Source organism: Rhizobium mongolense subsp. loessense (assembly GCF_900099775.1).
Taxonomy (GTDB): domain Bacteria; phylum Pseudomonadota; class Alphaproteobacteria; order Rhizobiales; family Rhizobiaceae; genus Rhizobium; species Rhizobium loessense.
Window position 1 is genome coordinate 148,721 of record NZ_FMTM01000007.1, and the last position, 13,783, is coordinate 162,503.

General features: G+C 60.1%; 9 protein-coding genes. 4 read left to right on the forward strand and 5 right to left on the reverse strand.

The window, feature by feature from the left end:
• Nucleotides 1-97 precede the first annotated feature (97 nt).
• Nucleotides 98-1,672, forward strand: coding sequence for an outer membrane beta-barrel protein (locus BLP23_RS21865; protein WP_092586898.1), 1,575 nt, complete (start codon nt 98-100; stop codon nt 1,670-1,672).
• A 2-nt stretch (nt 1,673-1,674) separates the two neighbouring features.
• Here the strand turns inward: BLP23_RS21865 and galU are convergent, their stop codons facing one another.
• Nucleotides 1,675-2,562 (reverse strand): UTP--glucose-1-phosphate uridylyltransferase GalU, encoded by an 888-nt coding sequence (galU, locus tag BLP23_RS21870; protein ID WP_092586899.1) that lies wholly within the window; start codon nt 2,560-2,562, stop codon nt 1,675-1,677.
• Nucleotides 2,563-2,765: 203 nt separating this feature from the next.
• Here galU and BLP23_RS21875 point away from each other — a divergent pair, with 203 nt between their 5' ends.
• Together BLP23_RS21875 and BLP23_RS21880 are read left to right on the forward strand one after the other, a co-directional pair.
• On the forward strand, nt 2,766-3,989 hold the full coding sequence (locus tag BLP23_RS21875) for a lytic murein transglycosylase (RefSeq protein WP_092586900.1): 1,224 nt from the start codon (nt 2,766-2,768) through the stop codon (nt 3,987-3,989).
• Nucleotides 3,990-4,077: 88 nt separating this feature from the next.
• Nucleotides 4,078-5,289: an SGNH/GDSL hydrolase family protein gene (locus tag BLP23_RS21880; RefSeq protein ID WP_092587056.1), complete on the forward strand. Its 1,212-nt coding sequence runs from the start codon at nt 4,078-4,080 to the stop codon at nt 5,287-5,289.
• A gap of 185 nt (nt 5,290-5,474) precedes the next feature.
• On the opposite strand, the gene BLP23_RS21885 is transcribed toward BLP23_RS21880, so the two are convergent.
• The 3 genes from BLP23_RS21885 to gltB all read right to left on the reverse strand — a co-directional run bounded on the left by BLP23_RS21885 (nt 5,475) and on the right by gltB (nt 11,908).
• Complete coding sequence (locus BLP23_RS21885) at nt 5,475-6,929, reverse strand: glutamate synthase subunit beta (RefSeq protein WP_092586901.1); 1,455 nt, start codon at nt 6,927-6,929, stop codon at nt 5,475-5,477.
• 19 nt (nt 6,930-6,948) lie between these two features.
• Nucleotides 6,949-7,122 carry a hypothetical protein gene (locus tag BLP23_RS33765; protein ID WP_167363949.1) on the reverse strand — a complete coding sequence of 58 codons (174 nt, stop codon included), beginning with the start codon at nt 7,120-7,122 and terminating at the stop codon, nt 6,949-6,951.
• A 64-nt stretch (nt 7,123-7,186) separates the two neighbouring features.
• Entirely contained in the window at nt 7,187-11,908 is a 4,722-nt protein-coding gene (gltB, locus tag BLP23_RS21890; protein ID WP_092587057.1) for a glutamate synthase large subunit, read from the reverse strand.
• A 525-nt stretch (nt 11,909-12,433) separates the two neighbouring features.
• On the opposite strand from gltB, the gene BLP23_RS21895 reads away from it, so the two are divergent.
• Nucleotides 12,434-13,486, forward strand: coding sequence for a threonine aldolase family protein (locus tag BLP23_RS21895; RefSeq protein WP_092586902.1), 1,053 nt, complete (start codon nt 12,434-12,436; stop codon nt 13,484-13,486).
• A 30-nt stretch (nt 13,487-13,516) separates the two neighbouring features.
• Here BLP23_RS21895 and BLP23_RS34975 read toward each other — a convergent pair whose 3' ends face one another.
• Nucleotides 13,517-13,645: a hypothetical protein gene (locus BLP23_RS34975; protein ID WP_267285075.1), complete on the reverse strand. Its 129-nt coding sequence runs from the start codon at nt 13,643-13,645 to the stop codon at nt 13,517-13,519.
• Nucleotides 13,646-13,783 lie beyond the last annotated feature (138 nt).

Below are 13,783 nucleotides of genomic sequence, written 5' to 3' on the forward strand. Positions count from 1 at the left end.
CAAACCTGTGAACAGAGCCTCGCGGCCGCAACGAATGATTAACCACGAGGCTTTACGTTCGGGTAACGAATTGAAGCATGCCACGCGCGGAATCCGGATGGCCAAGGAAAGAGAGACGAGCAGTTTGACGCCGCTCTGCGCGACGCGCTTTGCCGTGTCTTCTATCGCTCTCTTCGGATTGTTTCTTCAACCTCACTCTGGTCTTGCTCAGTCGGCGCAGAACAGCACCAGCGGCGCCTCATCCGGCTATTCGTCTGCATCTAGCTCGCAGTCATACAGCAGTTCGTCGAATGCCCAGCAGTTGCCCGCCAATGGCGCAGTCGACGGTAGCGATATCGCAAATCCCTCCGCCGATGGAATGAGCGGCATACCGCCGAGCTCAAACCAACAAGCCGGAACAACGATGGCAACGGGGACGACCGATCAGGATCCGTCCAACGAGACGACCGGCTCCATTCTCGATGAGGACATCCGTCGCCTGAATACCCGCGAACCGGCAATCGATGACAGAAGGGCGCCACGCAAACCGGAGGAAATCCTCACAGGTCAGGAGACGCCGGGCATCCGCATCGGCACCTTCGTACTGCGCCCTTCCGTTACCCAGTCGATCAACACCGAAACGACGAAGGACGGAGAGACAAAGGAGACGCGCGCTTTCCTCCAAACCGACGCCCACGCAACGCTGACCTCCGACTGGGCGCTCCATCAACTGATCGTCACGAGTGAGGGCACCTGGCAGCGCAATGTCAGCGGTACCGGCGAAGAACAGCCCGCCTTCGACATCGACGCGGACCTTCGCCTCGACCTGCCGGACGATACGGTCGCTCATATCAAGGGCGGATACCGGTTTTATCGGGAAGATACCGACGATCCTGACGCGATCGCCGATGCCGAGCAGCAATCGGATGTGCAGGAGTTCTCAGCAGGCGCATCCGTCGAGCGCGATTTCGGCATCCTGCGCGGTACCGCGGCACTCGATCTGACCCGGACCATCTACTCCGACGCCGTGCTTTCGAACGGCACGAGGGTCTCGCTCAGCGACCGCGACCAGACGTCCGGCACATTTCGGGCTCGTGTCGGCTATGAGCTTTCGCCAGCACTCGTTCCCTTCGTCGAGGCCTCGGTCGGTAAGACTGTCTACGACGAAACCCGGGACTCGGCGGGTTTTGCGCGCTCCGGCAACAGCTACGGCGCCAAAGCTGGCGTCGAGGTCGATCTTGGAGAAAAGTTGAGGGGTGAAGTCGGTCTCGGCTACGAAACCGCAACCTTTGACGATAGCCGCCTCGATTCGATCGATACGGCAACCGTCGATGCAAACCTTTTCTGGTCGCCGCTTCGTGGAACCGACGTTCGTTTTGATCTATCGACCAGCATCCAACCCTCAACGACAGCTGGTCAGAGCGGCTATATCTCGCACGTACTGACAACGGCAGTCACGCATCAGCTGCGCGACAATCTCCAGGCAACGGTGCTGGGTGGGGTGACTTTGAGGGACTATCCGTCCGGCGGCAGCAGCGACGAGACTGTCTATACGGCGAGCGGCAGTCTCACCTGGAACATCAACCGCTATCTCGATTTCACCAGCACGCTGGGTTACGAACTGACGACGCGCGATGTGGGCGCCGACTCGCAGCAATGGCGAGCCGGCGTCGGTCTCAAGCTGAAACGCTAGGCTCAAAGGCCTTTCAGCAGTGCCTTGAAACCGTCTTCGACGGTCGGGCGGATATCCGCACGTTCGAGTGCGAAGGCAACATTGGCAAGGATGAAGCCATCCTTCGCGCCGCAGTCATAGGTCGTGCCGCGGAAATGGTAGCCTGCAAAATCCTGTTCCTTGAGCAGCTTCAGCATGCCGTCGGTCAGCTGGATTTCGTTGCCGGCGCCGCGCTCCTGCGTCTCGAGGATCTTGAATATCTCCGGCTGCAGGATGTAGCGGCCGTTGATGAAGAAGTTCGAAGGTGCCGTTCCCTTTGCCGGCTTCTCGACCATGCCGGTGATGCGGAAGCCATCGCCGATCGGTTCGCCCGCTCCCACGATGCCGTATTTATGCGCTTGATCGGGAGCACATTCCTCGACGGCGATGATGTTGCCGCCGCTCTGGGCATAGAGATCGATCATGCCCTTCATGCAGCCCTTGCCTTCATTCTTCATGATCATGTCCGGCAGCAGCAGCGCGAAAGGTTCGTCGCCGACGATCTCACGGGCGCACCATACGGCGTGGCCAAGGCCGAGTGGCTCCTGTTGGCGGGTGAAGCTGACCGTGCCAGCTTTGGGAAGCTGATTGGCGAGCAGCGTCATTTCCGCCTGCTTGCTGCGTTCGCGCAGCGTCTGCTCGAGCTCGAAATGAATGTCGAAATAGTCTTCGATGATATGCTTGTTGCGCCCGGTCACGAAAACGAAGTGTTCAATGCCGGCTTCAAGAGCCTCGTCGATCACATACTGAATGATCGGTTTATCGACGACAGTCAGCATTTCCTTCGGAACGGCTTTGGTGGCCGGGAGGAAGCGTGTCCCCAAACCTGCAACCGGGAATACCGCTTTACGAACTTTCTTCTGCTGTCCCACTTAGACCTCCTAGGGGGGCTGGATCGCTTTTATACTCAAGCTATTTAGGGTGAACTAGATTAGAATCGCTACCGTTTTGCAAAGGATGACGGGAGAAGCCGGTCATGGTAAAGAATTTGTTGACTCCGTTCCGGTAGTGTCGGGTTTGGCCGGAAACTGCAACTCCGCCGCACGTGCAACGAAGATGACGGATACGACTGCCGATGACCCAGAACCGCAAATACTCCCTTCGTGGTCTTGCTCTCGCCCTCATGGTGACCGCTTCCGCAGGTCTGGCTCCCCATAGCGCGGTGGCCGACCAGCGGTTCCAGAAGTGGATCGCGGACTTTTATCAAACTGCCGCGCAAAATGGCATCAGCAAGGCAACCTATCGGAAAGCTTTCGCAAACGTGACAGATCCGGACCCGACAGTCCTTGAAAAGGCGACTTTTCAGCCGGAATTCACGACCAAGATTTGGGACTATGTGGACTCCCGCGTGAACCCCTACACAGCCGAGATCGGCCGCAAAATGGCCACAAAGCATGCGGCGACTCTCACGGCGATCGAACGGCATTTCGGCGTCGACAAGAACATCATCCTGGCGATCTGGTCGATGGAATCGAACTACGGCGCAGTCCTCACAAAGGACGACCGGCTGCACTATGTGCCACGCGCGCTTGCAACCCTTGCCTACGCGGACGACCGCCGAGCCAAATTTGCCAAGAAGCAGCTCGTCGCTGCACTGAAGATCCTGCAGAACGGTGATATCTCTGCCGATGGCATGACGGGATCCTGGGCAGGCGCCATGGGTCATACGCAGTTCATCCCGACAAGCTATTTGCTCTATGCCGTCGATGCCGACCGCAATGGTCATCGCGACATCTGGAATTCCGTGCCGGATGCACTTGCGACCTCCGCCAATCTTCTTGCAAAGAACGGCTGGGACACCGGCAGGACCTGGGGCTACGAAGTCTCGGTTCCGGCGAGCCTCGCAAAGCAGGTAGGCAAGACACATACGATCGCGCAATGGGCAGCGATGGGCGTCACCCGCCCCAACGGCAAGGGTTTTCGAGACGGCTCAACAAGGGCCGTGCTGAAGATGCCGGCTGGTGCTGGCGGTCCCGGCTTCCTGATGACCGCGAACTTTTTCACGATCAAGAAATACAACGCTTCCGACAGCTATGCGCTCGCCGTTGGCCTGCTTGCCGATGAGATTGCCGGTTATGGTGGTATGAAACAGCGCTGGCCGCGCCCGGAAGGCACGCTCGACATGAAGGAAAAATTCGAGCTGCAAAATCGCTTGAAGACGCTCGGCTATTACAACGGCGAGGTCGACGGCAATTTCGGGTCAGGTTCGAAAGCCGCAATATCGGCGGTTCAAGAACGTCTCGGCATGCAGGCCGATGGCAAACCCTCGCTCCCGCTCCTGAACGCGCTCCGGCGCTAGAAAGGAGAAATCCGCGACATAGCTTTCATGGAGAGTGGACGTGTGTGTCCCCTCCATGCGAAAATGTCGCGAGATGCGGGGCATGACGATGCGTAGATCGGGTGACAGGCTGAAACTAGGCTGGAGGACGCTGCTTTCCGCCGCTCTTGTGCTTTCCTTCGGCATCACCGCGCCCGTTGATTTTGCCGACGCGCAGGAGCGCTATTACTACCGCCGCTCGATCTTCGATTTCTTCACCGGCCGCCGCTACATCAACGAAGATTATGCGCCGCCGCCCGAGGTTCGACGCCCGCCGCAGCGTCAGCGCAAACGGGCGCCGCTCGCGCCCAAACCCCCAACCGTCGCCACTGCGCGGCCTGCAGCGCCCGTCCTTCAGGAGCCGGTGGTCCAGAAACTCCAGAATGCCCACAAGATCCTGATCGTCGGCGATTTTCTCGCAAGCGGCCTGGGTGATGGCATGACAGAAGCATTCAAGACTTCGCCCGGCGTGATCGTAGAGGCCCGAGGCAACGTTTCTTCGGGCCTGGTGCGCGACGATTATTACGACTGGCCCGAACAGCTCCTGAAAATAATGGACGAACTGAAGCCGGCGATCGTCGTCGTCATGATCGGCGCCAACGACCGGCAGCAGATGATAATCGGCGGCGCCAAGGAGAAGTTCCGCACCGACGCCTGGTACGGCGAATATCAGAAGCGTGTGCTGAACTTCGGCAAGGAAATAACGAACCGCAAGATACCATTGCTTTGGGTCGGACTCCCTGCTTTCGAATCGCCCTCTATGACGGCCGACGCCGTTCAGATGAACCAGCTCTATCGCAAGCAGGTGGAAAGTATCGGCGGCGAATTCGTCGACATCTGGGATGGCTTCGTGGACGAGAACGGACAGTTCGTGGTTACGGGTTCCGACATCAATGGTCAGCAGGTGCGCTTGCGCACCTCGGACGGCATTAATCTGACACAGGCCGGACGCCGCAAGGTCGCCTTCTATGTTGAAAAGCCGGCCCGCCGCCTTCTCGGCACGCAGGCAAGTCCCGACCTTGTGCGCCTCGACACCAGCAACCTGCCCCATCTCGGTCTGCCATCGGACCCGGTCGCGCATACGCAGCCGATCAGTCTTTCGGACCCCAATCTCGATGGAGGAGCTGAGCTTCTCGGCGGCAGGCAGCCTCCGGCCACTTTGGCGAACTCGCCACGAGACATGCTCGTGCAGGAGGGTAAGATGGAGCCGGCCCCGGCAGGACGCGTGGACGACTACAGTCTTCCGGCCTCGAAAGAGCCGAAACGGGTCTCGGCTAAATAAGCTTCAGTTCTTTGCCGCGCGACAGTGCGCATGAAGATGAAATTGTCGCGACGCTCGCGGACTCGAAGTCGGTCGAGCCTCGCCTTTCGAAGCCCTTGAACAGATACCCTCCAGGCTGCTCAACAGATCGGCCGCCCGCAACCTCTTGCGAGCAGCGCGTTCTGTTCGGCTTCAAGCCGGAGCAATCAGCGCGGCAGAACCGTCGAGCCCATCAGCGCTTCATCGATCGCACGCGCTGCCTGGCGGCCTTCGCGGATCGCCCAGACGACCAGCGATTGGCCGCGGCGAACGTCGCCTGCTGTCCATAGCTTGTCGACCGACGTCTTGTAGTCGTGGTCGTTGGCAACGACATTCGTCGAGCCACGGCGGTCGGTGTTGAGCGTCAGTTTGCCGTCCAGTTCCCTGAGCACGCTGTCAGTGAACGGTCCGCGGAAACCGATGGCGATAAAGGCAAGATCCGCTTTGATGACGAATTCCGTGCCGGCAACCGGCTTGCGGCGCTCGTCGACTTCGCAGCACGTGACGCCTGTCAGCACGCCGTCTTCGCCGATGAACTCCAGCGTCGCCACCTGGAACTCGCGGACGGCGCCTTCCGCCTGCGACGAAGAGGTGCGCATCTTGGTTGCCCAGAACGGCCAAACGGCGAGTTTGTCTTCCTTCTCCGGCGGCTGCGGACGAATGTCGAGTTGCGTAACCTTCACAGCGCCCTGACGGAACGCCGTGCCGACGCAGTCCGAAGCGGTATCGCCGCCACCGACGACGACCACATGCTTGGCGCCCGCCAGGATCGGGTCCGACGCCCAGCCGACGCTATCGATGTTTTCGCGGCCGACACGCTTGTTCTGCTGCACGAGATAGGGCATCGCGTCATGGACGCCGGCAAGTTCGATACCGGGAATGCCGGCTTCGCGCGGCGTTTCGGAGCCGCCGCAGTAAAGCACGGCATCGTAATCGGACAGCAATTGCTCGACCTTCATGTCGACGCCGACATTGACGCCGCAATGGAAGGTAACGCCCTCGCCCTTCATCTGCTCGACGCGGCGATCGATGAAGTTCTTCTCCATCTTGAAGTCGGGAATGCCGTAGCGCAGCAGGCCGCCCGGGCGGCTTTCGCGTTCGTAGACATGGACCTCATGGCCGGCGCGGCCGAGCTGCTGGGCAGCCGCCATACCAGCGGGACCGGAGCCGATGACCGCGACCTTCTTGCCGGTATGGACCGTTGCCGGCTGCGGACGGATGAAGCCGAGCTCGTACGCCTTGTCGGCAATCGCCTGCTCGACCGTCTTGATCGCAACCGGCGCATCTTCGAGGTTCAGCGTGCAGGCTTCCTCGCAGGGCGCCGGGCAGACACGGCCGGTGAACTCCGGGAAGTTGTTGGTCGAATGCAGGTTCTGGATCGCCGCTTCCCAATTGTTGTTGTAGACGAGGTCATTCCAGTCCGGAATTTGGTTATGGATCGGGCAGCCGGTCGGGCCATGGCAATAGGGGATGCCACAGTCCATGCAGCGCGCGGCCTGTTTCTGCACTTCCTGGTCCGACATCGGGATCGTGAATTCGCGGAAATGCCGGATACGATCCGACGCCGGCTGATACTTCGCTACCTGCCGGTCGATTTCCAGAAACCCTGTGACCTTACCCATATTTTCGTCCCTCATCATCTTAAAGCCCAAGACCCAGAGGTCCCCAAAACCAGTAGGCCAGTCCCATGACTGCGCCCAGGGCTACGAATTCCGTTTCAAGGCCGCCGCCGGCAAAAGAGGTTCCGGCGGAAACTGCGACGGCGAGGCACAGAGAGATGAAGGAATGAAGCAGCGAAAACCGATTTTTCATCATCGTTCTTACCAGCATCCTCCATGCCGCTCCTCGAAGCAGTGGCAGGTTTAGCGATTTAGAGCACTCACTCCGCGGCGATCCCCATCCGGCTCCGCTCCATTTCCTCGAGCGCACGACGGTACTCGACCGGCATGACCTTGCGGAATTTCGGGCGGTAGTCGACCCAGTTGTCCAGGATCTGCTTGGCGCGGGTCGAACCCGTGTAGTGCAGATGGTTGGAGATCAGCTGGTAAAGGCGCTCCTCGTCGTGACGCGTCATGTCGCCGGAGACGTCGACGCGTCCCTTGTGCATGAGGTCGCCGCCGTGATGGTGCAGCTTCTCCAGCATGTCGTCCTCTTCCGGAACCGGTTCGAGTTCGACCATCGCCATGTTGCAGCGCTTGGCGAAGTCGCCGGCCTCGTCGAGAACGTAGGCGACGCCGCCGGACATGCCGGCCGCAAAGTTGCGGCCGGTTGCGCCGAGCACGACCACCACGCCGCCCGTCATGTATTCGCAGCCGTGGTCGCCCACGCCCTCGACAACGGCAATGGCGCCTGAGTTGCGCACCGCGAAACGCTCGCCCGCGACACCGCGGAAGTAGCACTCGCCTTCAGTCGCGCCGTAAAGCACGGTGTTGCCGACGATGATGGAATCTTCAGCGACGATCTTCGAGTTCTCCGGGGGCCGGATGATGATCTTGCCGCCGGAAAGGCCCTTGCCGACATAGTCGTTGCCATCGCCGACGAGGGTGAAGGTGACGCCGCGCGCGAGGAACGCACCGAACGACTGACCGGCCGTCCCCTTGAGTGTGACGTTGATCGTGTCGTCCTTCAGGCCGCGGTGGTTGTAGCGCTTCGCAACCTCGCCAGAGAGCATGGCGCCCGCCGAACGGTCGACATTCTTGATATCGACTTCGAAGGCGACCGGCGTCTTCGAGGAGAGCGCAGGCTCGGCCTTCTCGATCAGCTTGCGGTCGAGAATATCATCGATCGGGTGCTTCTGACGCGCCGTCCAGTAGGTCTCTTCCTTTGCTGCATCAACCTTGTGGAAGATACGGCTGAAGTCGAGCCCCTTGGCCTTCCAGTGCGCCAGCATCTCGTCCTTCTCAAGCAGTTCCGAAGCGCCGATGATGTCATCGAGCTTGGTGAAGCCGAGCGAGGCCAGGATTTCGCGCACTTCGTTGGCGACGAAGAAGAAGTAGTTGATGACGTGCTCTGGCGTACCCTTGAAGCGCTTGCGCAGAACCGGGTCCTGCGTCGCAACCCCTACCGGACAGGTGTTGAGGTGGCACTTGCGCATCATGATGCAGCCCGCGGCAATCAGCGGCGCGGTTGCGAAGCCGAACTCGTCGGCACCCAGCAGCGCGCCGATGACGACATCGCGGCCGGTCTTCAAGCCGCCATCCACCTGCAGAGCGACACGCGAGCGCAGCCCGTTTAACACCAGCGTCTGCTGGGTTTCGGCGAGGCCGATCTCCCAAGGGCTGCCGGCATGCTTCAGCGAAGTGAGCGGCGACGCACCCGTGCCGCCGTCAAAACCGGCAACGGTGATGTGGTCGGCGCGCGCCTTGGCAACACCGGCAGCGACCGTGCCGACGCCGACTTCCGAGACGAGCTTGACCGAAACGTCGGACGTCGGATTGACGTTCTTCAGGTCGTAGATCAGCTGCGCCAGATCTTCGATCGAATAAATGTCATGATGCGGCGGAGGCGAAATCAGCCCGACGCCTGGGGTCGAATGACGGGTCTTGGCGACAGTCGCATCGACCTTGTGGCCCGGCAGCTGGCCGCCTTCGCCGGGCTTTGCACCCTGCGCGACCTTGATCTGCAGCACGTCGGCATTGACAAGATATTCGGTCGTCACCCCGAAGCGTCCCGAAGCGATCTGCTTGATCGCCGAGCGTTCCGGGTTCATCGAGCCGTCGCGCAGCGGCATGTAGCGGTCGGACTCTTCGCCGCCTTCGCCGGTGTTCGACTTGCCGCCGATCTTGTTCATGGCGATTGCCAGCGTCGTGTGCGCCTCGCGGCTGATCGAGCCGAAGGACATCGCACCCGTCGAGAAGCGCCTGACGATATCGGCGGCCGGTTCGACCTCGTCGATCGATACCGGCTTGCGGCCGAGCTCATCTGCGCTCTTGACCTTGAACAGGCCGCGGATGGTGTTCATGCGCAGCGCCGTGGTGTTCACCATTTCGGAGAATTCGCGGTAGCGATCCTCGGCATTGCCGCGAACGGCATGCTGAAGGGCTGCAACTGCGTCCGGCGTCCAGGCATGGCTTTCGCCACGCATGCGAAAAGCATATTCGCCACCAATGTCGAGCGTGCTTGCAAGCAACGGGTCGCGGCCGAAGGCGGCCGTATGGCGAGCAACGGTTTCCGTGGCGATCTCTTCCAGCCCGACGCCTTCGATCATCGTTGCGGTGCCGAAGAAATACTTGTCGACGAATTCCGACTGCAGTCCGATCGCGTCGAAGATCTGCGCGCCGCAATAGGATTGATAGGTCGAGATGCCCATCTTCGACATGACCTTGAGGATGCCCTTTCCGACCGCCTTGATGTAGCGGTAGACGATTTCGCTGGCGTCCACTTCCTTCGGAAACTCGCCCTTGGCATGCATGTCGAGCAGTGTGTCGAAGGCGAGATAGGGGTTGATCGCTTCAGCACCATAGCCCGCGAGCAGGCAGAAGTGATGCACTTCGCGCGGCTCACCGGTTTCGACGACAAGACCGACCGAGGTTCGAAGCCCCTTGCGGATCAGGTGATGGTGGACGGCAGCCGTCGCAAGCAGCGCCGGGATCGCGATGCGATCTGGCCCGATCTGACGGTCGGAGAGCACGATGATGTTGTAGCCACCCTTGACTGCCGCTTCGGCGCGCTCGCAGAGCCGGTCGAGCATATCCGGCATGCCTTCGGCACCACGCTCGACATCATAGGTGAAGTCGAGTGTCTTGGTATCGAAACGGTCTTCCGTGTGACCAATCGAGCGGATCTTTTCGAGATCGCCGTTGGTCAGGATCGGCTGGCGCACTTCGAGACGCTTGGCGTTCGCCATGCCGGTATGGTCGAGGATGTTCGGCCGCGGCCCGATGAAGGAAACCAGGCTCATGACAAGCTCTTCGCGGATCGGATCGATCGGCGGGTTCGTGACTTGGGCGAAGTTCTGCTTGAAGTAGGTGTAGAGCAGCTTCGACTTGTCGGACATCGCCGAAATCGGCGTATCCGTACCCATCGAGCCGATCGCTTCCTGACCCGTCGTCGCCATCGGCGACATCAAGATTCTCGTGTCTTCAGTTGTGTAGCCGAAGGCCTGCTGGCGGTTGAGGAGCGAAACATCGCGGCGCAGCGCACGCGGTTCGACCGGCTTCAGGTCTTCCAGGATAAGCTGAGTACGGTCGAGCCAGCTACGATAGGGATGCTGGGTCGCAAGCTGCGACTTCACCTCGTCATCCGAGATGATGCGGCCTTCTTCCATATCGATCAGCAGCATCTTGCCGGGCTGCAGGCGCCACTTCTGGACGATGTTTTCTTCCGGAACCGGCAGCACACCCGCTTCCGACGCCATGATGACACGATCGTCATTGGTGACGAGATAGCGCGCCGGACGCAGGCCGTTGCGGTCGAGCGTCGCGCCGATCTGCTTGCCGTCGGTAAAGGCGACAGCTGCCGGCCCGTCCCATGGCTCCATCAGGGCAGCGTGGTATTCGTAGAATGCCTTGCGCTCAGCCGCCATCGACTGGTTGCCGGCCCAGGCTTCGGGGATCAGCATCATCACCGCATGCGACAACGAATAGCCGCCGCGCACGAGGAATTCGAGCGCGTTATCGAAACAGGCTGTGTCCGACTGGCCTTCATAGGAGATCGGCCAGAGCTTGGAAATGTCCTCGCCGAAGAGCGGCGAAGACACCGAAGCCTGGCGCGCCGCCATCCAGTTGACGTTGCCGCGCAGCGTGTTGATTTCGCCGTTGTGGGCAACCATGCGATAGGGATGCGCCAGCTTCCAGGACGGGAAGGTGTTGGTCGAGAACCGCTGGTGAACGAGGGCAACCGCGCTTTCGAACCGCGGGTCCGACAAGTCCTTATAATACGCGCCGACCTGATAGGCGAGGAACATGCCCTTATAGACGACGGTCGATGACGAAAGCGACACTGGATAGAAGTTGCTCTCCTCGCCTTCGAACTCGTCGTAGATGCGATTGGAGATCACCTTGCGGAGCGTGAAGAGGCGGCGCTCGAACTCGTCGTTCGTCGCGGCATCCTCGCCGGCACCGATGAAGACCTGAACATGATGCGGTTCGGTGGAGGCGATATCCGGCGCCTTGGAGAGCGACGAGTTGTCGACCGGCACGTCGCGGAAGCCGAGGAAGACCTGGCCTTCCTCGGTGATCACATCCTGGATCACTTTCTTGAAGTGCTCGATCTGCTGCTCGTCGCGCGGCATGAAGATATGGCCCATGCCGTATTCACCGGCCTTCGGCAGGATGACGCCCTGCTTTGCCATTTCCTCACGGAAGAAACGGTCGGGAATCTGCACGAGAAGACCGGCGCCATCGCCCATCAGCGGGTCAGCACCGACGGCACCGCGATGCGTCAGGTTTTCGAGAATGAAAAGGCCGTCCTTGACGATCTGGTGCGACTTCTGGCCCTTCATATGCGCGACGAAACCGACGCCGCAGGCATCATGTTCGTTGCGCGGATCGTAGAGGCCCTGTTTTCGCGGCAAACCGGAGGCGGATTTACGCGTATTGGCCGTTGCGCGCACGTCGGCTGCTGCGAACTGGTCAAAACCCGTGGATGGCGTCTTCGTCATCTTTCCCTCCATGTCAAAACCCGCAAGCGGGCGTCTCTTTGTCGCGCGCCGTCCCTTGATTACGGGTTCGGCGCGTGACAGCGCTGTTGCATTATCGAAGATCCGGTCGCGTTGGCCCGCCAAAAGCGAGCCGCCGCGCTCCGCGCCTACCAGTCGCCGCAGCGCTGCCAAGGCCGCGCTCGAGTGGACTATAGCGTGAAACCCTGCAAAGGTCAGGGCTTTCGGCGCCTCTTCGGCCGCAAAGGCCAAAATAGGACAGCAACACTGTCCTAATTCATCAGTTCTATGCCAGAAACCTATGCGCTCCGCAAGAGCACGCGATTAAAAAATCGTCGATTTGCGACGGAAGATTGCCAATCTGACGAAAATGACGAAATTAAATTACACGACGCCGTACTATTTTGTTTATTGATTGCGGAATTCAATTTTTGTGATGCATTGCCAGGCAGATGTTTGATTGCGTGAAGCTTTGGCGTAATGTCCCTGCCGCACTTGCCAACCCCACATTTTTCTGACGGTTCTTCCATGTATTTTGCTTCCGACAACTGGGCTGGCGCCCATGAATCTATTGCCCAACGCCTGCTCGAGGCTTCCGCCGGTTTCGCGTCCGCATACGGCACCAGCGACCTCGATAAAAAAGTCGAGGCACGCTTTTGCGAAGCCTTCGAGCGTGAAGTCGCCGTCTTTTTTGTCGCGACCGGTACGGCTGCGAATTCCCTTTCGCTCGCCAGCGCCCAGCGCCCCGGCGGTGTCACCTTCTGTCATTCGGAAGCCCATGTCATCGAGGACGAATGTGGCGCACCGGAATTTTTTTCCGGCTCCGCTCGCCTTGTTGCCGTGCCCGGCGAGTCCGGCAAGATTGATCCGGCAAGGCTTTCGGCGAAGATTTCAAGCTTCCCCGAGGATGCCGTGCACCACGGCCGCGCCAGCGCCATCACCATCACCCAGGCAACCGAAATCGGCACGGTCTACTCGTTGCCGGAAATCGGCGAGATTTCAGCCATCGCAAAGAAGAGGAGCCTTGCCCTTCACATGGATGGGGCACGTTTTGCCAACGCGCTCGTGGCGCTCGGCGCAACGCCTGCCGAAATGACATGGAAACGCGGGGTGGACATGCTTTCCTTCGGCGGCACCAAGAACGGTTGCTGGTGTGCGGAGGCGATCGTCTTCTTTAATCCGGATCAGGCCAAGGAGATGCCTTTTATCCGAAAGCGTGCGGCACAGCTCTTCTCCAAATCGCGCTTCATCGCCGCCCAGTTCGACGCTTATTTCAAGAACGATCTCTGGCTCGATCTTGCCCGCCATGCAAACAGCATGGCCGATGGCCTGCGTGGCGGCATCGGCGCCAGCAGTTCCGCCAGGCTCGCCTGGCCCACCGCCTCCAACGAAGTCTTCGCCGTCGTCACCAAGAGCGCGGCCAGAACTGCTGAAAATAAGGGGGCGACGTTCTACGAGTGGCCGGTTCCGGCCGCAACGCCTGGCCTCGTCGAAGACAACGAGACGCTGATCCGCCTCGTCACCAGTTTCGCCACGACAAAAGCCGATGTCGACGGCTTCCTGAAGTGTCTGGCGACTTAAAGCCCGGCAGTACCTAAAGCCCGGCAGTACCTAGTTCTGATGGCCATAGACGGCGGATTGCGGGGCACCGTGATCCGCCTTTTCCGCTTCGTGCCCGATCACCAGGATCATCATTACACAGGCCACCAGCCCGGATACGAACAGTGCGCCATACATCATCGGTCCGTCCTTTCTTGCCCCGAACGACGACCATATTGGTTCGTACCGTAGGAGCCGGAATATCACCAAAAAGCTAAGCGACAAGGTTGAGAGGGGCTTAAAATGGCAGGCAACCGGTTAACCGCCGACTGCGACCGG